The following is a 22,517-nucleotide window of genomic DNA, read 5'->3' on the forward strand; positions in this document are numbered from 1 at the left end:
ATCTTAAAAATGCGGGACCGCTCAGGACCGTGAATACGTCCCGACGTTCCGGCAACAATTGCTTGGAAGTTGGCGAGGGCTGGTAACACGATAATGACAGGAAGGGAACATTTAAAACCCGGAGGCAGGCCCTCCGGGTTTGCATAGCTGTGAATTTCCCGCGTCAATATTCGTCAGATATCGAACTGGTAGCTCTTCGGCACGAAGCGGTAGCCGGTTTCCTGCTTTTCGGCGTAGCCGACGGCGGGGAACGGCATGTGGTAGCCGAGGAAGGCGACCTTGTCGGTGGCGATCATGTCGAACACGCGCTTGCGGGTTGCGGCCGCCTTTGCCTTGTCCATGTCGAACTTGACCTCCCAGTCCGGGCGCTGCAGCGACAGGACGAAGTGGTTGGCGGTATCGGCCGTGAGGATCAGGCGCTTGCCCTGCGATTCCACGTTGAAGATCATCATGCCGGGCGTATGGCCGGGCGCGAGCATGCCGGTGATGCCGGGTGCGACGTCGTCGCCCTCTCCGATGAAGGTCATCTTGTCTGCCAGAGGCTTCACATTGGCGAGCACGGACTTCTGATTGCCTTCAGCGGGCGTTCCGGCGCGGGCGCCGTCGACCCAGAAATCATATTCCGTCTGACCGGTGATATAGGTCGCCTTGGGGAAAGCCGGCTTGCCGTCTTCCATCAGGCCGCCGATATGGTCGCCGTGGAGATGGGTCAGGACCACTTTTGTGACATCGCCCGGCATATAGCCGGCAGACGCCATGCCTTCGACCAGACGGCCGGCACCCATGGCATGACCCGACTGGCCGAAGCCCGTATCGAACAGGATGACGTCGCTGCCGGTATCAATGAGCGTCGGGGAAAAGCCGTTGACGAACTGATCGGTCGGCAGAAAGTTGTCTGCGAGAAGCGCGCTGACGGTCTCGGCCGACTGGTTGGTTCCAAACGTCTCGTTCGGAGTGCCGGAGGCGCGGGAGCCATCCTTCACCACGAGAACATCGAAGCTACCGAGCTTGAATTTATGAATGTCGGGAGGGGTTACGCGATCGATTGCCAATTTCTTCTCCTGTGCCAGCGCTTTGCTGCTCATCAGCGCCTGGCCACTCCATATAGCCGGCGCCGCGAGGACGGCCAGTCCGGCACTTCCCAGCAGCGTGCGGCGTTCCATGCCCTTTGGTTCGTCCTTGAACGTCATGATCTCATCCCTCCGTTTGAAAGCTTTCGGGGGTGCACCGAAAATGCCCAAGCCCCGCACACGAATAGATAACAGGCGACAGGCAAAGGGAAACAAGCCTCACGCAGACGTGACATGGTCTCCCGGAAATTGACATTGTGCAATTGGCTTCATGCCGGAACAGGTCTAGAGCGGGGACGTTGAAGTGCGTCGCGTATCGCAGGCCCTCCCCATGAACCGCATCATCCCGCTTATTCTCGCCGTCGCTCTATTCATGGAGCAGATGGATTCGACCGTCATTGCCACCGCGCTTCCAGCCATTGCAGCGGAACTCGGTGTCAGCCCGATCACGCTGAAACTGGCGCTGACATCCTACATGGTGGCGCTTGCGATGTTCATTCCACTGAGCGGCTGGATGTCCGACAAATTCGGGGCAAAGAAGATCTTTCGCCTGGCGATCTGCGTCTTTATCGTGGGCTCGATCCTCTGCGCGATCTCGGATTCACTGCTGCAGTTCGTGATGTCGCGCTTCCTGCAGGGCATGGGCGGTGCAATGATGACGCCGGTCGGCCGTCTCGTGCTGCTGCGGACGACGAAGCGAAGCGAACTTGTTTCCGCCATGGCGCTTCTGACAATTCCGGCGCTGGTCGGGCCTTTGACCGGGCCGCCGATCGGCGGTTTCATCACCACCTATTTTTCCTGGCACTGGATCTTCATCATCAACGTGCCGATCGGCATCGCCGGCGTGATCCTGACCGGCATCTACCTGCCGCACGTGCCGCCGGTGGAGACGCCTCGAATGGACTGGTTCGGCTTTCTGCTGACCTCGGTCGCGGCCTCCGGCGTCGTCTTCGGCCTGTCGGTGATCGGCCTGCCGGCGCTGCCGCCGGTCGTCGGCATCACGGCCACGTTTGCCGGCTTTGCCGCCTGCATTCTCTATTATTTCCATGCCAAGCGGCACCCGTTTCCGGTGCTGAACCTCACGATCTTCAACGACCGGGCCTTCCGTGCCTCCACCACCGGCGGCACGATGTTTCGCATCGCGACCGGGGCGATCCCCTTCCTGATGCCGCTGATGCTGCAGCTGGGTTTCGGCCTCAATCCGTTTCAGTCCGGCCTCATCACCTTCGCCGGTGCGATCGGTGCGCTGACGGTCAAGTTCCTTGCAAGGCGGGTGTTTGCGATGACAGGCTTTCGAACCGCGCTGATCTTTGCCGGCATCCTTGGCGCAGCATCGACGGCGGTCAACGGGTTCTTCACGCCGGACACACCCCATATCGTGATCATCGGCGCGCTGCTCGCGGCAGGGCTATTCCGCTCCCTGTTTTTCACAGGTGCCAATGCTCTCGGCTATTCGGAGATTACGGACCAGCAGGCGAGCCAGGCGACGTCCATGGCCTCATTCCTGCAACAGGTGAGCCTGGCACTCGGCGTCGCGTTTGCAGCCTTCATTCTGGAGATGTCGTCGACGTTTTCCGGCAGCCAGCTGGCGCTCGCGGATTTCCATCTCGCGTTCTTTATCGTCGCCGCTGTTTCGGTATTTGCGGTGATCCCAATCCTCAAGCTCGACCCGATGACCGGCGCCGACGTATCGGGACACCGGCGCGGAGTGCGCGTCGGACAGGTAGAGCCGACACCGGGAGCCGGCGAGTAAACTCAGTCCCGGCCGAAGCCCTCGTCGCCCGCCTGTTCCCGCGGATCATCCTGTGCTTCGTCTGCTGCATCATCGCCGGGATGGTCGCCGGCCGCTTCGTTGGCGAGCCTGTGGGCCTGACCTTTGAAGTGTTTTGCAAGCAGGAACATTTCCACCGATTCCTGGCGCGACGAGCCGGGCTTGATATGGATGACCTGCTTGAAGTTCTTCTTGAGCATATCGAGAAGGTCCTTCTCGGTGCCGCCTTGGAAGGTCTTTGCCAAGAAATGGCCACCCTCGCCCAGAACCGAGACGGCAAAATGCGCGGCGACTTCACACAGATGCATGGTGCGCAGATGGTCTGTACGGTGGTGGCCGGTGGTCGGTGCCGCCATGTCGGACAGGACGACATCCGGCGTGCCGCCGATCGCTTCCATCAGCTGGCGCGGCGCGTCGTCATCGAGGAAGTCGAGCTGCAGGATCTTGACGCCGGCAAGCGGCGCCATTTCAAGAAAATCGATCGCCGCGACGCGCATATCGTCATCGCTGGATTCGGTGACCTTGGCGGCGATCTGCGACCAGCTGCCGGGGGCTGCACCCAGATCGATGATGCGGCGCGCGCCCTTGAGCAACTGGTGCTTCTCGTCGATCTCCAGAAGCTTGAACGCCGCCCGAGCGCGATAACCCTCGAGTTTGGCGCGCTGGACATAGGGATCGTTGATATGGCGCTCCAGCCAGCGGCGTGAAGACGCCTTCAGCTTGCCCTTCTTGACCTTCTGGCCAAGCTTGCGACCGGTGCGGTTGCCGCCAACGGATGGTTTCGTCATTGCTTGCGTCCCGTTTCCTGCGTCTGCCCGTGGCCTGAATTATTCGTCTGATGGTGGCCCTGGCCTGAACCGCTGCCTGACCCCTGGCCGAACCTTCGTCCCCTGCCGCGGCGCCAGACACCGTCATCAGCCATCATATCCGTCAAAAGACCTTCGCGCAGCCCGCGATCGGCAACCCGCATGCGCTGGCTCGGCCAGCGGCGGCGGATCGCTTCGAGGATGGCGCAGCCGGCAAGAACCAGATCGGCCCTGTCCGGCCCGATGCAGGCATTGGCGGAGCGGCCGGCGAAATCCCATGACAGGAGCTTTGCCTGCATGGCAGAAACCTCGGAATCCGACAGCCACAGACCATCGACCTTGCGGCGATCGTAACGCGGCAGATCGAGGTGGACGCCGGCAAGCGTGGTGACCGTGCCCGATGTGCCGATCAGATGAAAGTCCTCGGCGCCCTGCTGGTGCGGGGAACCGATCGGCGGGCAATCGAACTTCGACAGCATGCCTTCGACTTCATCGACCATGCCGGCAAAGACGGCCGGCGTGACATCGCGGCCGCCATGGCGTTCCGACAAAGTCACGACGCCGACCGGCAGCGAGGTCCAGTGGGTGATGTGGTTGGCGAGCCGCGACGAGCGACTGTCGCCGATGCGGATGACCGCGATTTCAGACGAGCCGCCGCCGATATCAAACAGCACGACGGAACGGGCCTCGCGGCCGACCAGCGACGAGCAGCCGGACACGGCAAGCCGCGCCTCGGTTTCGCGATCGATGATTTCGAGCTCGAGCCCGGTTTCCTCAGTGACCCGTGCCAGAAATGCCTCGCCGTTTTCGGCAGCGCGGCAGGCTTCGGTGGCAATCAGCCGCATGCGGCGGATCGGCCGGTGCGCAAGTTTCGACGCGCAGACGCGCAAGGCATCGACGGCGCGATCCATCGCTTCCGTCGACAGGCGACCGCTTGCAGCCAGCCCCTCGCCCAGACGGACGATGCGCGAAAACGCGTCGATGACCCGGAACTGGCCGGGCCGCGTCGGCTGGGCGATCAGGAGACGGCAATTGTTGGTGCCGAGATCAAGGGCTGCATAGAGTTCGTCGCGGAAGCCTGCGAACTTGTCGGCGCCGGGAGAACCATGGATTTCATGCCCGAGCGCCGCATAACCGGCGTGGCCTGCGGCCGAAACCGTCTTGGCGGTGACCAGCGGTCCCTGCTTGGCCTGCGTCAGCGGCCGACCCTGCGGGCCCCGACCGGCACGCTTCTTCTTGCGGCTCTGATTGCGATCCTGCTGCGGGCCCTGCTGGCGCGGCTGCTTTCCGGCCGGCTTGGCGTCACCGCGCAAGCCTTCGCCCGCCGGCGCATCGGCGCCAGATAGGCGATCGCCACCATCCACTGATGGATTTGGCGCATGTGCAGAATTCTCCGTGACCGCGGAGCGCGAACGGGAGCGACGGCGCTTTCGCTTGCGCGGATGCGGTGAGCCCGGCTCTGGCCGCCCTCCGTCGGACGTGCCACCATCCGGTTTCATGCCGTGCGAGCGTCCGGCCTGGCCGGCCTTTTCAGCCGGGCTTGCGTGCGCCATCGACGCCGCGTCACGGTCTTTGCCGTTTCGCTTCGCCTTGCGGCGCCGGGAGTTCTTGACATCCCTGCGCAGTTCCGCCGACGCCCCGCCTTCCGGCGGCTTTCCGCCGCTATCGGGGTTCATCACTTTATAAGTCCATCTCGCCGCGCAACACTTTGAAGCATGCAGCTGGCGTCTGATCGTTTCGTTGACCTGAAGATAACAGCCTCAGGCGCATTCGCCAACGGCTTTTTAGGGCGCGGCAAGCAGGACCAAAAATGATGTCGATTTTTTTCACAAAGGGTATTTGCAAGCGCCAAGTGTTTGGATATAAGCGCCGCACACCGATGAGCCACAAGGCTTTTCCTGCTGGGGAATAGTTCAACGGTAGAACGACGGACTCTGACTCCGTTAATCTTGGTTCGAATCCAGGTTCCCCAGCCAATCTACCCCATTGAAATCGCTGCATTTTCAAAATGCCGCGTCACACAGAGACGGCAACGTGTCACGTGCTGTGTCACAATTTTCGTGGGACTTGCTGCGGACAAAATGTCCGTTTGTACATTGCAGCTAAACGAATCTGTGCCATATATACGAAATGTATCACAGCTCGGTCGCGTGCCGAGCTTTATGTCGTTGTCAATGTGAAGGAGGCCAATCATGAGTTTTGCCATGACCGCTGATGCCATCCCGAACAGAACGGGCGCTCGCTCAGAAGCCAGAGAACTGGCGGAGATTTTTAGCTCTCCATCTGTGCCCGTCGTTGAGGTCGCGGAGCAGAACGGCGTGAACGTCGTTTTCTCGGACATGGGGCGGTTCGCGGAGAAAGTCGCAGGACTGCTGGATTTCAACGATCGACGAATTTACGTCAACAAAGCCGACTCCGGAAATCGACAGCGCTTCACGATCGCTCACGAACTGGGGCATTGGATACTCCATAGGAAGGCGTTTGAGGCAAACCCGGAGCAGTATCCGGTACTCCCGCGTTTTCAGCGGGTGGAAGCCAGCAACGCATTCGAACAGGAAGCAAATGCTTTCGCATCGGAATTGCTTGTGCCAAAGCACTTGCTAAAAGGCGTTCGCAATGCACCTGTATCTGTGCTCGCTCCTATCTTCGATGTCAGCCGCACAATGATGGAGTACCGGCTCTCCAATGCCGAGTGACGCGTCTCCATCAAAGCAAGACGTACTTGATGAAATATTGAGGCAGGATGGCACGCTTCCGACTGACAAGCCGGAACCACCTGCCTCGATAGAAGACGCCAACAAGGAAACAGCCCGAGAATTAGCTTACGCGAAGCTCCTGGCTTTCCAACAGCACCACAGCAGCAAAGGCCACTGGTCCATTTTCATGATGGCCTTGCTAGCTGGACTCGTAATATTTCAGATTATTCTTTTGGTTAAGGTCGGACAGGGTAAGTGGGATTTCACTCGATACGAGTGGTTGCTTCCCCTACTCCTTGTCCAGAACCTTGCCCAGATTATCGGGCTAGCGCACGTGGTCGTGAAGTCGTTATTCGACAGCTTCAAAGAATAGCAAGCTGATAGATGATGCGGCTCTGGCCGTCAGGTGACGCGCTGGCGATGTCGAAGCGCCTCGCGTCGTCTAATGTCAGCCGATCGCCCTGACGGGCGTTCTTAGCGGCGGGATAGCGTGCGGTGTCCACCGAGAACTGGAACCGTTGACCGGCAACCATGGTGCGGAAATCACTGCCGGTCCTGTCACGCGCTCCCGCCTCAATCGCTGCGAACTCGTCGGCGCTATCAAGAATGCCGCGAATGCGGATTTTACCGCGGGCAGCATCGGCCGCCGGTCTGCCGTTGGGCGAGCGCGTTATAGCGTCGATGACAGCCGAAACCGAATAGATCCGGTCAGCCTGTCGGCTCGTCATTCTGTCGAGTCTGTCGAATAGCGACATGCTTTCATCCTTTCAAAAATATGCCCGGAGGTTTTCCGGCCTCCGGGCTGGCCACCATTGGCCTGGGGTGATTGTTTCTAAACCGCCAAGATCACCGGCTCGGGAACATGCCCGGGGCGCTTAGCCGCAAGGCCTCCCGGGCAATTTCATCAGGCACCGATGTTGCAATACCAGCCGCGCCAATCCATGAAGCTTGCGCCGAAGTCCAGGCGGACCTTGATCTCCACACCATCGACGTTGAAGCCGAATTGCTCGAAGAACTGCGGGCCTTCTTCGCCTTCGAGATAAGCGTACTCCAGGCCGGGCACCTGCTCCGCGGGAGCGGCCAAAAACCACTCCGTCGCGTTTGTGAGGCGGGGCTCGACAACAAGCTCCAGCTTGCCGCCGAAGACATTCACGTCCTGCGTCTGGTTCGCTTGGATCGACGTCAGGATCTTTTCGGCCTGCGTTTCGAGATCGGCACCTACGACGAGGTAGCGTGGGCCAACACTGATCAGCTCGCCCGTGTCATCGGTCTGCTTACGGAAGCTCGTGCGCGCGATGCTGAGAGCGTCCACGCTCAGCGATGCCGGCGTTCCAAGGTTTTTGTGGGTGGCGTGAAACAAGGCCAAGCCGTCGCCCATTTTCGGATTCGACTTGAGGAGATCGACCAGGATCTTTGCCTCGAGGTCGCTTGCCTTCTTGCCCAATCGCTGTGCGATTCCCGAGAATGCACCAAGATCGTCATTGACCAGCATCTGGCGGGTCATGCCGAAGATCTTGCCGAACGTCTCCAGCTTCAGCGACTCCGCGCTTTCCGAGAACGTGCCGCGCCTGAACTCACCGTGTTCGTTGACCTTTTCGAGGTTGGAGAAGCCGCCCAGGCGCACAGCAGTCTTGGCTTTAAAGTCGCGCGCGGTGGTCCGCCTTGCCGCGGCCTTCAGCGCGCTCGGAACGGCACCGTAAGAGGCCTGCAGCGTGGTTTGGCCGACAGAGCTGATGACCTTGCCGAAATCGCTGGTGGTGTGCAGGGCGCGCTCGATTACCTGACCAGCCGCCATTCCATGCGTCGTGACACCATTCCCCTCCAATGAGCGGCGTGCCAGCTCGACACATGATAGTCCGACAAATTCACGAGAGGCGTCCTGCGGCTTGTGCGCGGCACTGACGCGGGTCATCAGCGCGTCCGCCATCGCTTGCGAACGCGTCATGCCGCCGTGGCGGTGCTCGTTATGATCGGCGTGCGGGAAGGTCGGAGTCTGCGCCTGGCGGGAAACCATGCCGTCAAGAGCGATCGCGCGGAAGGCGTCGACGGTCGTGCCGTCATCGATTGCGCGATCAAGCTGCTCGTCGTCCACGCCCGTCGTACGAGCCAAAGTCCGGAGCTCGGAGACGCGGCGACGCTCGTTGATGATGTTGGCAGGCGCCGGCCGCTGCTGTTGCTCCTGGCGCTCAGGTTCAGCTGTCGTAGGCATTTCGAATCCTCTTGTCTTTGCGTTGGAGTCGGCCGGAATGGGCACGACGCTAATTTCCATCGGTTGCCACAGGGTAGCGGTTACCGTTGGCACTTCTCCCTGCCCAGCCTCGGCACGCTCCTCCTTTAGAATGCGGTAGCCGACAGACACCGGCAGGCTCATGCCATCCTGAAGATCGAGGAAGAGATCTTCAGCTCGAGCTTTTCGGGACAGCTTCACTGTGGCGATTACCTGCCCGCGTTCAAAATGAACGGAACCAGGCACGACAGTGCCAAGCCGGTCATCAAGATTGTATGAGCCGTGCGTGTCGAGTAGGCTCATGTTCTCGGCACGGGAAAGGTCGACGTTAGCGGGAGCACAGAGCAACACTTCGTCGTAAGCACCCATATCCCACGAGCGGCGACGCACCGGTTGTTCAGACGCGAAAATAACGTCGATCGTGCGCGCCGCGACGTTCAGCGATCCGAACACGGAGGTGGCCCGGGTGAGCAGCGTGTCTTGAACCTTATGGGGCATCACACCAGGTTCGGCGATACCAGACACCAAGCGAACGGCAAAATTTGAGCGCGGCAAGCGCTTCTGCTGGTGAGCCGGCCAGGCTATGTGTCGCCTCGTTGCCGCTCTTGCGTACCGCATGAAAGATGTCGGCGACTTCTTTCGGTAGAACCTGCTGAGTGGCCAGGCGTCTGAGAAGATCATACGTCGTCTCGCGGGCGGCGGCATCATAGACCCCGGACAGCGCCGCGATCTCCTTGACCATGTATTCGCCGAACTGGCGACTTTTGATAAGCGAGGTATTGGCGTCATCGGCAAAGAAGCGCTCGGCCAAGACGCCCAGGCGATGGAGCTCAGGACTAAGTGCTTCCAGATGACCGAAATTTGCCGACAATGCCCCACCCAGATGCGTCTAGCCTTCAACTTGTTCAGGAACATGTCATAGCTTCATGCGGAAAGGCAAACTAGAGTTGCAATGTAAGTGGTTCGAAGGAAAATTCATACGGGAAATTATTTCCGCAAGTTGAGTTAAGCAAGCGCCTGTGCCCCTGCCGCGGCAAGCGCAGAACAAGCCGGTCGCTTGACGGTCAATGTCGGTTTGCTGGCTCCAAATATCTGCTCTTTCGCTTTGCGAGCAGAAACAACCGCAAACGGTTAGACCAAGCTCCGAAGTTGGACCAAAGGGGACATAGAACATGGAGTACGTGGCGTTGTCTCAGTGCCGTTGATTTTCGTAGCTCAGATTGCAAGACTGCTCTCATGCAGTCTATAAGCTGTGCCACGACTGCGGGGCTGGGAGGCATCCATTGGACGAACGAAATTTTACGCCACGCGATCTGCTTTCCGCCTCGGCCTGGTCGTCTCTTCTCTTCACCACCTATTCGTTGAGCCTGTCGTTCGTCGAAGCTGTTCCACTGGCGGCGGTGAGCCGCTCGGTCAGGAACTTTACGATTCTCGCAGATCTCGAAGGATACATGTCGTCGCTTTCGGACGTCGGAGCAATCGGAGTGGGTCGGGATTACGATCTCGTCCCGATCAAGGTGTCAGGCGGTGTATTCCATCCGAAGATCTCCCTTTTTGCGGACGAGGATGGTAATGTTCGCGCTACGGTGGGATCAGGCAATCTCTCCTTCGGTGGCTGGGGCTACAACAACGAAGTTCTCGAACTCCTGAGACCCGGAAGGGATTCGCGATGCTTCTCCGACATCGCCGCCATGTTCGAGGCTATATCCACCGGGGGCATGCAAGGCGGTCGTCTCGAATGTCTTAGACCGGCGGCTCTTGACAGGTTCATCGACCTTGCGACCAGGGCGGCTTCGACTCCCGGGGCAGGACGAAGCCGGATGCTCCATACGATGGGAGGATCGCTCGTCACACAGATCAAGGAGATGGCAGATGAACTCGGCGGGGCCCGACGGTTTACGGCCGTCTCCCCGTTCTTCTCAGGGCACTACGGCATCAAGGCGCTCGCCGAAGGGCTCGGATGCGACGACATCTCGGTCCTAGTGCCTCCGCTCGCACCGTCGATCTTCGACTTCAGTTCCGCAAGCGAGGCAGGGATGCGGTGCAAGCCCGTGAGTAGCTCGCATTTCAACGACAGCCGCTCGCTTCATTCCAAACTCTACGACATCGAATGCGAGCGCGGGCGGCTCATCGTTACAGGAAGCGCCAACGCAACGACTGCAGCCCTTCTCGGCCGGAACGTTGAGGCCGTCGTCATCCGTCCGTGCGACCTCTCTCTGTCCTTCGGGTGGGAAGCGACGACGAGAGGCGGCGGCACGGCGACCCATGAAAGAGAACCCCGTGAATCATCGGGCGCTGGTCTCATTGTTGACTACAATGGCGGCGTCATCGTCGGACGAGTGCTGGGGGTTGCCGCGGAAGGAGGATGGGAGGCGGTCATCTCATCGGGAACGACGCGCGGCTCGGCCGGAACTGTACGGGTCGGCGCGGATGGAAGGTTCAGGTTCGAACCGCCTCCGTCGCTGGAACCAATTGCTCTCGGGACCTCGGTGCAAGTCGTCCTCATCCGTGAAGATCAGGAAGTCAGGGGTTGGCTAGTACTGCGCGACCTGATCCGGGACATATCGCGGCGCGGACCGATCGCTCGGGCGATGGCCCGCATGGCGAGCGGCTTGGACACCGTCAGCGACGTGGCCGCTATCCTCGATTACTTCGCTCGAGATCCGAAGGCCCTGTTCGACTCAGCCGAGCGCTCGGGCGGCGGCCGGAGCGATCGGAGGGCCGCCATGCCTCATCTTACGGGCGAACTAAGCGCGCTCCAGGGTCAGAGCGCGCTGGACATGCAGTCGACCTGGGCGGGAGGCGAAGCCGAGCCGACAGGCGACGGACTAATCGATGCGCTTGTTCGCCGCCTTGCAGAGACAATGCCCGAACAGAACGATGACGCCGCCGATGATGATGACGACTCAGTCGTTCCCGGTGCCAGCTCCGGGAGCTCTGGCCGCCCCCCGAAGCGAGGCCGTAGGGTTCCACGGCCCATGGCGGAGAAGGCTTTCGACCACCTGTTCAAGAAGCTTGAGGAATACCCGGCGGGATCGGTTCGCGCTCCAGGTCTGTTCGCCCTTTTCGACATGATGATCCACATCGTGCCGCGTACCGAGACCCCCGATGAGCTCCTGCCAGTGCTGATGCAGCGTTGGATCCTTGCCGCCGTCCACGCCCGGCCGGCTGATTCCGATCCGATCTCTCTCGACCAGTGCATCTGCATCATCGCGGCCATGACCGTAATCGGTGATCCCGGGTCCGCTTCGAAGATGCACTCCGTACTCCAGTCGTGGTTCGGAGGAGAGCTCGACGAAGATACGAGGCTGCTTTTCGAACCCCTGGCGGAGGGCAGAGAAGAGCGAAGAATACATCCCCGCGGCATCAACGAGGAATGGAAGCAGTCGTGGGCGGAGATCGTCGACAGCCGGACGCAATGGAGCATCATGAACCAGCTTCGTCGGGAGATCGCCGCAGGTGAAAGCGTTCTTACGATCCCGGATGGAGCCACGCCAATCGAAAGCAGCATTATGCGCAAAGTCGCCGCTGGGGAATCTAGGCCCGACAAAATTGCCTATATCACTACAAGGCGATCGGGCAAGGCGGGTTGCCCCGGATGCTACACCGGCCTTCCCTCCGAACAGCGTCTTCGCCTGGGACGGCACCGCCTTGCCACCTGCGCCGGGATGAAATGCAGCCGGGTCATCATAGACGTATCCTTGTGAGGACAGCTACATGAAGCTTGAAGAACTAGACGGCATCTTCGACCGGACGCCCGGCTTTCGCGTCGTGGGCGAGTTGAAGCTCGACGAGAGCGGTGTAGATCCCATAGGCCTGCGGCAGATCAACCTCGACCTGATGGACGCGACGGTGCCCGGCATCAACAACGTCACCCAGCACATCCGGCCCTACGCGTTCATGGCCTGGGCTTGGTGGAGGGCATCCCAGTACGCCGGGCGGGCTGGCATGACGCCGGAGAAGATCGTTGATCTGGTGGAGCGCTACGAGGCGTTGTACGCGTGGTCGACCTCCATTGCGCGCACCCCTTTCCGTGGCGACGTGACCGTCCGGAAGTATCTGAACCCTGAGGAGGTGACGGGGCGGTTCACCTTTACTGGGCCCAACTGGGACAGCTACAAAAACGAGAAAACCGGGTTCATGGCCCCTACCGAGTACGGACCTTCCATCAAGGCACTGCATTTCCTGAAGCCCGAGGGCGGGTTGTTCGCTTGGGCGCTTGAAGCCATGCCCGCGATCGAGGTGATAGACGATCTCGTCTCATCTGTACTGCCGGAGCGCCTCTTGCGTCCGGAGCCGCCCACGGTAACCCTGGATGATGTTAGACCACTCGCGGGAGTGCTCCCGATCGACAAGCCTTCTGCTGAAGAGATGAACGTATTCCGCCACCTTTTCTATGATATCGGAGGCCTTGAGAAAGCTGGTAAGGACATGCGTCGCAGAAAAGCGACCGCCGACCTTCTGCGCGCGATTCTTGTCGATGAGGGTCCGCTCGACATCGACGGCATACGACGGAGGTTCGCCGGCTTCGATGAGGTAGTGGCCTACGAAGGCGACGACACGGAGATGCGAAATACGGCGCTTCTTCTTTGCCACCTCCAGGCCCGCCAGCTCCAGCGGCTAGCGACGGAATCCACGATGCTGTGGGTGGAGGTATTTCTTTCCAGCAGGAAGGGGATGTCTCTTTCGACGGACGAAATGGTGGCGGCAGCGCATAATTCGGCAGCCGCACAGGATCAGGACTACGCATCCTCCCGCACAGTGGGAGACTATCTTGCACTGATCGAAGGTGGCCGGAAGTGGCCTGCCGCCTCCATGGAACCCGGCACGGACGTGGTGGAACTCCTACGACTAATCCGGCACGCACAGCAGAAGGAACGTTCCCTGGTTCCGGGTGTTGCTCTGCGGTCGCTGGCGGTAGTCAGGGCCATCGCGAAATCCTTCGAGGGGACCGTTTACCCGGACGGTGTTATGAATTCGATGGAGAAGCGCCCGGACCGGATGCCCATGGGCATGATGGCCCGCAGGATGGACGCTCTCGCTGATCGTCCCCTCCCAATGCTCTGGAAGGAGATCATAGAGAGCTGGATCATCGGACAGCATGTGCACTGGTCGGCGGTTCGTGGCGGAGACGGCAAGAAGCGGTTGCGCATAGGGCTCGAGGGCGACGGGTGGATGCTTGTGCGACCGAAGCCCAGCAGAGGTTTCGGCGCGACACCCGACAGGCTCTGGACTTTTCTGTCACTCGGTTCCTCATGCGGTCTTTTCAAAATCAGGGAAGATGGTCTTTACGAGGCAGCATGACATCGGGCGCTGAATTGCTAAAACAGCACCTCTCACACGGCCAAGATTGTGCCCCGTAGAGAACCAGATTGCGGTCAGGGCGACACGCTGATTGACCTTTACACGAATGGCAAACGGTACATTGTCCTCTTCAAAAATTCGACCCAACCGCCATAGATGAACTCACGGTCGGCCTTGAGCGACTCAGTCTCATGCAGCCGAAGGGATGTCTGTCTCCGTGAAGTCGTTGCCCTTGAACAGCAACGGCTCGTCGAAATCCCTGGCGAGAGCGTAGGCGAAACAGTCGCCGAAATTCAGTCCAGCTTTGTGTCTGCCCTTTCCGAAATCTAGGAATGCCTGTCGGGCCAAATGGCCCTGCTCGACGGTCACTGGCTCGATGTCGATAGCTGCGCGGCGGAAGAAGGCATCAGCCTGCCTCATCCCTTCCGGCCCGAGCTGCTTTTCGATCACCATGGACAGTTCCAAATAGCTTGCCACGCTGATCCGGCTTGTTGCGGAAGCGTGGATCAGTCGCGTGAAGGCATCAGCCTCCGGCTCGCCATAGAGTATCGCCACCATGGCGGACGTGTCGATAATCATTTCGGCAGGCCGTTCTCGTCATAGAGAAGCTCGGCGTGATCGGTATAAGGTCGCTTCAGATGGGCTGATGCCCTGTCGGCGATCGCCAGCAGTTCTTCAACAGACGCCCTACCTCTCTGTTTCTCAATTTGCGCATACCGCTCACGCAGCGCATCGGTAACGACCCGGCTCATGCTCTGCCCGGTCGCATGAGCAATCGCCTGAGCAAGGCGATGCGCTTCCGGGTCCTTCACGTTGAGGCTCATGTGAGAAAGTCCATTCTACCTAGTCGGCAAATTTTCTATCATTCTACCCTATCGCGCCACAGTGTCCAAGTGAGCATTTCGCATCAAAACAGCCTTTCCATTAATTCGCCTGTTCGGACTTTCTTTTTGAACTACGCGATATCCGGGCCACGCAGCCGCTCCGGTTATTTCCAGGTTAAGGGGCAGTCAAGTCCAGTTTGGGGCCGCCTGCCGACTGTCGGCTCTTGGCTGATGCAGGGCCGATGGCGGACTGACAGCTAGCAGACTTGAGGATATGAGATTGGTCCTTCGTTGAACAAGGTACGTTGGCCGGGAAAACCCAATTTCCGCCGTCCATGCGTAGTGACCATACTTGAGATCTCTACTAAAAGTGGTTTTCCAATTATTCATGGAACAGGCAGGAGACGGCCTTGATCAGGGTATTCCTTTCGCACCAATCCGCAGATGCCACGACCGCTGCCTATGTCGCCCGACGACTGAAGAACCTACACGATATCGACTCGTATCTCGATGTAATTGATCCCTATATTGGGCGTCCGGGCGAAGATCTGGCCGCCCACATTCGCGCGCAGATGGGAAAATGCACCCAACTGTTAGCGGTGGTTTCTGAGGCTACAAAAGCATCGCAGTGGGTGCCGTGGGAGATCGGCGTTGCGACGGAGAAGGATTACCCGCTCGCCACTTACGCCGCAGGCAATGCTCTTCCTCCAGAGTTCCTTCGAAATTGGCCCTACATGCGCACCGATGCGCATCTCGACCAGTATGCGATGGCTTCTAAGATGGCTCGCGACACTTTTGTTCGGAAACGCTCGGCCAGCCTTAGCGAAAGCGTCGCGCGTGGTAGCTCGACCAGCGAATTCTACTCGACACTGCGCCGCGGACTTGGCCAATGACCCTTCGTGATTGTTGTCAGCGCCGGGCTTAATGCCAGGCGGCCTAGAATTTGCTGAAAGGCTGAACGGATGGATAGGCGTGAAGTGCAGGAACGACTGGAAGCTGCTCTCGATCAACTAGCTTCGATTGAGCACGAGCGCTGGGGGCATTGGCAGCGATACATGCACTCAAAAGCTGAGCGGCAACCGGACGGGTCTATGGTGATCCCCGCTGAATTGGTGGCGAAATGGTCGAGACAAATGGAGACGCCCTACGAGGCGCTTACGCCTGAGGAGCGCGAGAGCGATAAAGATCAGGTGCGGCGATACCTGCCAACAATCGTCGAATCACTAGCGACCCCCTGAGCATCGCTAGTGAGAGCGCTCAACTCCTTGAGCTGTTGCTCGTTGACCGATGCAAAACTCAACGTTACGTTGAATAATATGGTCGGGTGTATTCTTCGTGATATTCTGTTTCGCAGTCCTGGCCGGAACTTAGAGTATGAAAATTGACGTCGTTTGGAGCATAAGATGGCCAAGACACGCGTGTTTATCAGCTTCGACTACGATCACGACTCTTTTTTGAAAGAGGCGATGGTAGGGCAGTCCAAATTGGCGGACAGTCCGTTTGAATTGGCGGACTGGTCAATCAAGGAACACATTGACGGAAACTGGAAAGCGAAAGCGACCACCCGTATTCGGTCAGTCGACGTCGTCGCAGTGATCTGCGGAGCGCACACCAACACCGCAGTTGGCGTCAGTGCTGAATTGAAGATTGCCCAGTCGGAAGGCAAGCCCTACTTTCTCTTGGCGGGCTACAAAGAAAAAACAAACGTGAAGCCCACGGCTGCAGCCGCCAGCGACAAGATCTATAACTGGACCTGGCCGAACCTAAAGCTCCTGATTGGCGGGAGTCGCTAAAGTGAAGAGAGCGCTTGTCGTCGGGATTGACGACTACCCGAAGCACCCGCTTACCGGATGCGTCAATGACGCGATCGCTATGGCAACCGTGCTCGAGACGCTGGGCAACGGCGACCCAAACTTCTCGGTTGTTACACTCACAAGCCAGGATTACGAGGTCGGCTCCGAGGCGTTGCACGAGGCAGTCGCAAGGCTCTTTTCTGGCGATGCCGAGACTGTGCTGCTGTACTTTGCAGGGCACGGCATCATCAACCGCGAGACAAACACAGGCCACATCGTCGCGCAGGACGGACGTCCTGGCGGATGGGGCATGTCGCTCGCCGACATCCTTGCCCTTGCCAACAAGGCATACCCGAAGATTAAGTCGAGCGTGATCATACTCGACAGTTGCCACGGGGGCTACGCTGGAGAGGTCGCGGGACTTGGAAACGAGGACGTCTCACTGATTGGCACTGGCGTAACAATACTCACCGCCAGCCACCGCGAGGGTATCGCCGAGGAGGGCATCAAGCACGGCCTATTCACCGAGATTATCCTTGACGGTCTTCGCGGGGGTGCCGCCGACATACTCGGCAACGTCACGCCAGCCGCGCTCTACTCGTTGGTGGACCAGACCCTCGGCCCTTGGGGGCAGCGTCCGATCTACAAGGCCAACGTCCAGACCTTCGTCACGCTGCGCCAAGTCGCCCCAAAGATCCCGAAGGAGTTTCTAAGGGAGCTTCCGACGCTGTTCCCGGACGACGCCTCGGAGTTCAAACTAGATCCCTCTTTTGAGCCGGCGCGAGACAACGTGCCGTCTGATATCATGGAGATCCCGCCGAACCCGGAGAATGTGAGAGTTTTTAAAGGTTTGCAGGCGTGCAACCGCAATGGGCTTGTTGTCCCTGTCGGTTGCGAGCACATGTATTACGCAGCCATCGAATCCCGATCCTGTCGACTAACGGCAATCGGTGCGCATTATCGGAAGCTCGCAGAGTCTAAGCGGCTCTGACGAGCTCAGGAGGAAGCAATGCGCAAGTACGTCATTGTGAGGAAGCAGTCGCCCACCCGCGGCCCAGGGAAAGTCCGGGGCCTTGAAACCTCAGGCGGTGATCGCCGAGGGCCAATCGCTTATGAGCGCCTTACGGAAAGCGAAGCTGCTTCGATCGCTGCTGAGCCGGAGGTTGAGGCAGTCGCGCCGGCAATGCCCATCAGGTTGATTGAACCGCGCCAGGCAACAACCAATAGCCCAGGTGCGGCCTGGGGGCTTGACGCCGTTGGTGCCACGACATCGAGCTTCACTGGCCGCGGTGTCGTCGTCGCGGTCTTGGACACCGGCATCGATGCCTCGCATCCTGCATTCGCCGGGGTCGAGATCGAGCAGCGCGACTTTAGCGGTGACGGTAACGGCGACCGCCAAGGTCATGGCACCCATTGCGCCGGCACCATCTTCGGACGCGACGTGGGTGGCGTCCGAATTGGCGTTGCGCCCGGCATCCAGCGCGCACTCATCGGCAAGGTACTAGGAGACAACGGCGGGGGCAACTCAGAGATGATCGTCGACGGAATCAATTGGGCGCTCTCCCGGGGCGCCAACGTCATATCTATGTCGCTGGGGTTTGATTTCCCAGGAATGGTGGCAAGTTGGATCGAGGACAACTGGCCGCCTGAGCTCGCTACCTCGAACGCGCTCGAGGCGTATAGGGTGAACCTCCGCGCCTTCGACGCAGTGATGAACCTCACAAAGGCCCGAGGTGGGCTAGGTGGGGGAGCTCTGATCGTCGCGGCCTCTGGGAATGAGAGCCGTCGGGATGAGCATCCCGACTGGCGCATCTCTGCGTCCTTACCGGCAGCCGCCGATGATGTCATCTCGGTGGCGGCGGTCGGCCGCGATGGTGAGCGTTTCTCCGTGGCGAACTTTTCGAATAGCATGGCACTCATAAGCGCCCCCGGGGTGGATGTACTCTCTGCGCAGGTGGGTGGCGGACTGCGGCAACTTAGCGGTACAAGTATGGCATGTCCGCATGTCGCAGGGGTTGCGGCGCTCTGGTGGGAAGCGATCCGCAAGGGTGGCAGAATACCGACGCCCACAAATGTGCGCGCTGCACTAATCGACAAAGCCCGACGTGAAAGCTTCGGGCCTAGCTATGCGGAAATAGACTTCGGCCAGGGTCTTGTAGTTGCGCCCTAAACTTTGTGGCGGGTCTAGCAGTCGAATAAAGGGCATTGAACTAGCGATACTGTCGATTTTGTAGGATCAGTCTTATCAATGTAGAGGCACAGCGGATGATACGAAGCGCTTGATGCTTCGGAGTATTGGAGGGTGGATGAATATACCCGTGTTCGTAAGCCGGCCCACGCCGCATCTTGAAGCGCAGGTGCGATTTGTGGACGCATTTAAACTAGAGTTGCGCGCCCGGGGTTTCGAGCCGCTCACGTTAGGTCCCGGTAGCAGCTACGATTACGATGCTCCTCTGGTGGGAATACGACGTATTCTCACTCACTGCTGCGGGTTGGTATCCGTCGCGTTCCGCCGCACACACGTGGTTTCAGCCACAAGGCATTTTGGTGCAGACATTGCGGGGCGAGCAGAAGAGCCTGCGATGGACCTCTGGTTTACCAGTCCCTATTGCCAGATCGAGCCAGCAATGGCTTTTCAACTCGGCCTACCAATCCTAATTCTACGTGAAGAGGGCGTGATTGCCGAGGGGGTGCTCGAGAAAGGGGTCACTGGACTGTATCTACCAGAGTTTAGCCTCGATACCTCTTCTTCTTTCATCAACAGCGAGGAATGTCACCGGCTACTTGATCAATGGGGAGGATATGTGCGTATGACTTACAAGCGGCGGGGCGATCCACCAAAGTTATACGATTGATCGTTAGCGCTATGCTCCGAAAAGCACGCTTTGCTGCCAAGTTGCGACGCAACGACTACGGAGACGACTCCTCGCACTCCAAGATGGCCAACATACTTTTTTCAATCGTGGTGATTAGCTACGTAAACCAATTTCGGCTTCTAGTTCGTCTTCAGGATCGCTAAACGACCGGAATGAAGGCGCAGAGCGGCCATCCGCGCAGCGACCGCGGTAAGGGGAACTTCAGCCGAAAGCGGAAATTGTTTCCGCTTCACAGCCTTATTGACTGATGCCCAAAGCCAGGGCACAAAGGTGGCATCCACGGTCGCTCGCGATGGGAAAACAGAGGGAATTTCAAGGCGCTTCCAATAAGCCTTTGAAATCATGTGAGAATCCAGGCCTCCCAGGCAGGTCGTTTTTAACAGCTTCTTTGATCCAAATTGGCGACCATCTTTCGCAAGGAAAAGTGGCGTCTTCTCAATAAGTTGGGCGACCGCGGCCTCAGTTCCTTAGGCTATCCATAGTGTTCGAGGACGGCTGGGAATGTTGGCTGGGGACCCTGTTCTAGTGCTTCAAACAGTCTGTGACGAACGACGGCTTTGGGGCCGTGAGGGGAATGTCCGATTTCGGCAATTGGGATAGGCACAGCGGACATTCGAATCTTCAAGTAGGCATTCGCGCACTTTATATTCCGCTGGGGGCTATCTGCAAGACGAAATAGTAGGCTCTGCGTTGGTCCGACCGATCACTCAAAAGCGAAGCCGCGCTACATGTCGCCTTCGCGGTTAGAGACGGCGGTGAAGAGATAGGTGAAATGAACACCGGTGAACTTGCCCGCTTTGAGCGCATCTCGAAACAGCTCCATCTCATTCGAATACGGCTTTGGCCGATCGCGCGGATCGAGTTTCGGCAGTACCCACTCGGCCGCCGCCCGGGGATCGAGTGGTGGCGCGCCTAACTCGCATTCGGCGTGGATCTCTCTCGTTGAGTTGTCGACCGTGATCCACGGCCGATAGCCGGGCGGACAGGTCAAAGTGCCCCCCGGCGGTTGCGGCATGTTGGCCTTTGCCATCCTACTTCGCCTTTCCGATAATGATATTGTCCTTGGTCTGGACGATGTGCAACTCCTTCAGAAACGCATTCCCGCTCCTGCGCGCCAGCGCACGAAGCGCGCGGGCGCAGTCGATGCCTTGAAACGGTCCCTCGGGAACCTCGACCATGAGGTCGTTTCGCTCAACATTTTCGAAGTCGAGCGGAAGCCCGCTTTTCCTCGAAGCAAAATCGGCCAAAGTCAGAAACGTATCGCCCTTGTCGGCTGCGCTACCTACGAAGGGTTCCGCCCTGAGTGTCTCCCCCACGACGAAGCCGAACAGCACGCCGATGACAATGCCCGACACAATCAGCACGCCGCCATAGAATTCCGGACTGGTCAACAGCGAGAAGCCATCCGCTCGCATTCCGAACGCTTCGACTGTCAAGTCGAAAGCCGAGAGGACGAGCGGAACCCACCAGGAAGAGGAAAACAGCGAGATTCCCCCGAGGATGCAGATCGATGCGAGCTTGAACCATGCCGGCCGCCGCGGAAATACCCCCCGGAACAGGTAGAGCGCCGCGTCGATCAGCCGTTCGAGCCTGTCTATGAACTTGTTGAAGGTCAAACTTTGCCCCCCCTCGCCACTGGTTGCGATATGAGCAAGGAAATTCGTCGTTGGCAAGGTTGCGCGAAACGGCGAGACGCTCCGAGGTTCACCTTGAGAGCCTACTCGACAACGATCCCGGCTTCCTCCCTTCTTCGGCGAAGTGCGTCCGCGCAGAGAGCGTCATTAAAGCCGGAGCTTTTGGGGCCGCAAGGTGACTGTCCGCTTTCGGGCGGCACATGCGAAGAGCAGCCGTTTTGTCATCCCATGACGATTTTAGCGAGTTGCTGCAAATTTGCCCCTCTACGAGCTTTTCTTGCTAGGAATCGGCTTTAGTGCGTCTATTCCTTCGCTGTTAACGGGCGAGCAACCGGATCGCCACTGAAATGAAGGATTATGTGATCTTCTTCCTCGTCCAGATTCCGTGTCGCCAACTGCAACCCTGAGATTGTCAGGCCCTTGTTAAGCCAATCAGCGAGGAAATTTTTCCACCATTTCTTTCACCGAGGAAATAGCGAAATTTCGCCTCGGTGATGCGTCCCGCCATAAGATCCAAGAACATCCGTTAAGGAATTCTCACGCTTTCCTGTCGCACGCTATTTGGATCATTCCTATCTCGATAGTTCCATGCTTATGGCACGTCCTTGTAAAGCTCGTTTACAGTAGAGATATCGAGCGGTGAGAGACCAAACATTTTGGAGCCGATCTGGCCGGGTGGGATAGACAACTCCTCAGCGCGCTTCCGCCCCTTCTGGGTCAAGTCCATACATGCGAGCTCATAATCGGCCGGCTTGAGTTCGGTCTTAACGCAATCATCGAAATCTTCACGGAGGCGGTAGTGCATGATCGACTTAAGGTCATGCTCTCCGACGTCACGGCCATAGTTGTAATGACGGAAGAATAGTCCTGACTGAAACTCGCACTTTTCCTCTTGATTTTTGCCACAAATACGACCCGATTGACTGATTGCTTCGTTCGCGGTGCTGCCGGGGAACTTTACTTTAAGGAATTCATCGCGGTCGGTACGTTGCTGTTCATGATATAGTCCCACGGCGTGGCCTGTTTCGTGCAGAACGGTCATGCCAAGGCCGGATCCCTTGTCTTCCACACATACATCACCGATGACTATGGAGTGCGGGCTATTGGATCCGGTAAAGCCAGCCTCGGTAAAGCACCATCTTGGCCATTTACTTGTTTCCAGATTCGTGTCGTCCTCTTGCGCCAGATAGATCAGATATGGTTTTCTTCCGGACTTTTCTCTCGGCACCAGCTTGACCTTCATCCCCGATGCGTTCCAATCGGAGATTGCTTTCAGGACGACATCAGGCTTTGCAAGGCATTGCACCTTTGTGCAAACATCCGGGACAGCAGTCCGGCAATCGCACACCGCATAAGGTATCTCCTTGTTTGGCCATAACCTGTCCACCTCGAAGCCCGCGCCAGCACGCGCCTGCGAATTCAAAGTCGCAGTGACGAGCAAGAAGTTCAAAAACCAGATCGCAAATTCGCGTGCGACGATTCTCATATCAATGCCTCGAAATTCAACGGATCGTAA

The 22,517-nt window shown here is 58.6% G+C and carries 21 protein-coding genes and 1 tRNA gene; 11 read left to right on the forward strand and 11 right to left on the reverse strand.

Features of this window, described 5'->3' with window-relative positions:
- Window positions 1–173: 173 nt before the first annotated feature.
- A complete protein-coding gene (locus ACQY1J_RS17395; protein ID WP_425503192.1) occupies window positions 174–1,190 on the reverse strand; it encodes an MBL fold metallo-hydrolase in 1,017 nt (338 codons plus the stop codon).
- A 211-nt stretch (window positions 1,191–1,401) separates the two neighbouring features.
- Between ACQY1J_RS17395 and ACQY1J_RS17400 the strand changes: the two genes are divergently transcribed.
- Window positions 1,402–2,823, forward strand: a complete 1,422-nt coding sequence (locus tag ACQY1J_RS17400) for an MFS transporter (protein WP_430250424.1) — start codon at window positions 1,402–1,404, stop codon at window positions 2,821–2,823.
- Between the two features lie 2 nt (window positions 2,824–2,825).
- Here ACQY1J_RS17400 and ACQY1J_RS17405 read toward each other — a convergent pair whose 3' ends face one another.
- Together ACQY1J_RS17405 and ACQY1J_RS17410 are read right to left on the reverse strand one after the other, a co-directional pair.
- Entirely contained in the window at window positions 2,826–3,629 is an 804-nt protein-coding gene (locus ACQY1J_RS17405) for an RlmE family RNA methyltransferase (protein WP_062579257.1), read from the reverse strand.
- Window positions 3,626–5,326, reverse strand: a complete 1,701-nt coding sequence (locus ACQY1J_RS17410) for a Ppx/GppA phosphatase family protein (RefSeq protein WP_430250425.1) — start codon at window positions 5,324–5,326, stop codon at window positions 3,626–3,628. Before ACQY1J_RS17410 ends, ACQY1J_RS17405 begins: the two co-directional genes overlap by 4 nt.
- A gap of 223 nt (window positions 5,327–5,549) precedes the next feature.
- Here ACQY1J_RS17410 and ACQY1J_RS17415 point away from each other — a divergent pair.
- Window positions 5,550–5,623: transfer RNA gene (locus tag ACQY1J_RS17415), tRNA-Gln, on the forward strand.
- 216 nt (window positions 5,624–5,839) lie between these two features.
- Window positions 5,840–6,343: an ImmA/IrrE family metallo-endopeptidase gene (locus ACQY1J_RS17420; protein WP_430250426.1), complete on the forward strand. Its 504-nt coding sequence runs from the start codon at window positions 5,840–5,842 to the stop codon at window positions 6,341–6,343.
- 362 nt (window positions 6,344–6,705) lie between these two features.
- Here the strand turns inward: ACQY1J_RS17420 and ACQY1J_RS17425 are convergent, their stop codons facing one another.
- The 3 genes from ACQY1J_RS17425 to ACQY1J_RS17435 all read right to left on the reverse strand — a co-directional run bounded on the left by ACQY1J_RS17425 (window position 6,706) and on the right by ACQY1J_RS17435 (window position 9,441).
- Complete coding sequence (locus tag ACQY1J_RS17425) at window positions 6,706–7,098, reverse strand: hypothetical protein (RefSeq protein WP_430250427.1); 393 nt, start codon at window positions 7,096–7,098, stop codon at window positions 6,706–6,708.
- A 149-nt stretch (window positions 7,099–7,247) separates the two neighbouring features.
- Complete coding sequence (locus ACQY1J_RS17430; protein ID WP_430250428.1) at window positions 7,248–9,068, reverse strand: prohead protease/major capsid protein fusion protein; 1,821 nt, start codon at window positions 9,066–9,068, stop codon at window positions 7,248–7,250.
- A complete protein-coding gene (locus ACQY1J_RS17435) occupies window positions 9,058–9,441 on the reverse strand; it encodes a DUF4145 domain-containing protein (protein ID WP_430250429.1) in 384 nt (127 codons plus the stop codon). The genes ACQY1J_RS17430 and ACQY1J_RS17435 overlap by 11 nt, the downstream gene beginning before the upstream one ends.
- A gap of 490 nt (window positions 9,442–9,931) precedes the next feature.
- Between ACQY1J_RS17435 and ACQY1J_RS17440 the strand changes: the two genes are divergently transcribed.
- Together ACQY1J_RS17440 and ACQY1J_RS17445 are read left to right on the forward strand one after the other, a co-directional pair.
- A complete protein-coding gene (locus ACQY1J_RS17440; RefSeq protein WP_430250430.1) occupies window positions 9,932–12,277 on the forward strand; it encodes a hypothetical protein in 2,346 nt (781 codons plus the stop codon).
- A 10-nt stretch (window positions 12,278–12,287) separates the two neighbouring features.
- Complete coding sequence (locus tag ACQY1J_RS17445) at window positions 12,288–13,874, forward strand: hypothetical protein (protein ID WP_430250431.1); 1,587 nt, start codon at window positions 12,288–12,290, stop codon at window positions 13,872–13,874.
- A 189-nt stretch (window positions 13,875–14,063) separates the two neighbouring features.
- On the opposite strand, the gene ACQY1J_RS17450 is transcribed toward ACQY1J_RS17445, so the two are convergent.
- The gene (locus ACQY1J_RS17450) at window positions 14,064–14,453 is read right to left on the reverse strand and encodes a type II toxin-antitoxin system VapC family toxin (protein WP_430250432.1); all 390 of its coding nucleotides are present in this window, start codon (window positions 14,451–14,453) and stop codon (window positions 14,064–14,066) included.
- Entirely contained in the window at window positions 14,450–14,698 is a 249-nt protein-coding gene (locus ACQY1J_RS17455) for a type II toxin-antitoxin system VapB family antitoxin (RefSeq protein ID WP_430250433.1), read from the reverse strand. The genes ACQY1J_RS17450 and ACQY1J_RS17455 overlap by 4 nt, the downstream gene beginning before the upstream one ends.
- A 410-nt stretch (window positions 14,699–15,108) precedes the next feature.
- Here ACQY1J_RS17455 and ACQY1J_RS17460 point away from each other — a divergent pair, with 410 nt between their 5' ends.
- The 6 genes from ACQY1J_RS17460 to ACQY1J_RS17485 all read left to right on the forward strand — a co-directional run bounded on the left by ACQY1J_RS17460 (window position 15,109) and on the right by ACQY1J_RS17485 (window position 19,346).
- Window positions 15,109–15,591, forward strand: a complete 483-nt coding sequence (locus ACQY1J_RS17460) for a toll/interleukin-1 receptor domain-containing protein (RefSeq protein WP_430250434.1) — start codon at window positions 15,109–15,111, stop codon at window positions 15,589–15,591.
- A 69-nt stretch (window positions 15,592–15,660) separates the two neighbouring features.
- Window positions 15,661–15,936 carry a hypothetical protein gene (locus ACQY1J_RS17465; RefSeq protein WP_430250435.1) on the forward strand — a complete coding sequence of 92 codons (276 nt, stop codon included), beginning with the start codon at window positions 15,661–15,663 and terminating at the stop codon, window positions 15,934–15,936.
- A 165-nt stretch (window positions 15,937–16,101) separates the two neighbouring features.
- The gene (locus tag ACQY1J_RS17470) at window positions 16,102–16,491 is read left to right on the forward strand and encodes a TIR domain-containing protein (RefSeq protein ID WP_430250436.1); all 390 of its coding nucleotides are present in this window, start codon (window positions 16,102–16,104) and stop codon (window positions 16,489–16,491) included.
- Window position 16,492: 1 nt separating this feature from the next.
- Window positions 16,493–17,482 carry a caspase family protein gene (locus ACQY1J_RS17475; RefSeq protein WP_430250437.1) on the forward strand — a complete coding sequence of 330 codons (990 nt, stop codon included), beginning with the start codon at window positions 16,493–16,495 and terminating at the stop codon, window positions 17,480–17,482.
- 18 nt (window positions 17,483–17,500) lie between these two features.
- Entirely contained in the window at window positions 17,501–18,661 is a 1,161-nt protein-coding gene (locus ACQY1J_RS17480) for a S8 family peptidase (protein ID WP_430250438.1), read from the forward strand.
- 136 nt (window positions 18,662–18,797) lie between these two features.
- A complete protein-coding gene (locus ACQY1J_RS17485) occupies window positions 18,798–19,346 on the forward strand; it encodes a hypothetical protein (RefSeq protein ID WP_430250439.1) in 549 nt (182 codons plus the stop codon).
- 745 nt (window positions 19,347–20,091) lie between these two features.
- On the opposite strand, the gene ACQY1J_RS17490 is transcribed toward ACQY1J_RS17485, so the two are convergent.
- The 3 genes from ACQY1J_RS17490 to ACQY1J_RS17500 all read right to left on the reverse strand — a co-directional run bounded on the left by ACQY1J_RS17490 (window position 20,092) and on the right by ACQY1J_RS17500 (window position 22,487).
- Window positions 20,092–20,397 carry a hypothetical protein gene (locus ACQY1J_RS17490; protein ID WP_430250440.1) on the reverse strand — a complete coding sequence of 102 codons (306 nt, stop codon included), beginning with the start codon at window positions 20,395–20,397 and terminating at the stop codon, window positions 20,092–20,094.
- A gap of 1 nt (window position 20,398) precedes the next feature.
- A complete protein-coding gene (locus ACQY1J_RS17495; protein WP_430250441.1) occupies window positions 20,399–20,983 on the reverse strand; it encodes a hypothetical protein in 585 nt (194 codons plus the stop codon).
- 610 nt (window positions 20,984–21,593) lie between these two features.
- Window positions 21,594–22,487, reverse strand: coding sequence for a M12 family metallopeptidase (locus ACQY1J_RS17500; protein WP_430250442.1), 894 nt, complete (start codon window positions 22,485–22,487; stop codon window positions 21,594–21,596).
- Between the last annotated feature and the right edge of the window lie 30 nt (window positions 22,488–22,517).

This window comes from Neorhizobium sp. DAR64860/K0K1, from assembly GCF_050500205.1.
Lineage (GTDB): Bacteria > Pseudomonadota > Alphaproteobacteria > Rhizobiales > Rhizobiaceae > Neorhizobium > Neorhizobium soli.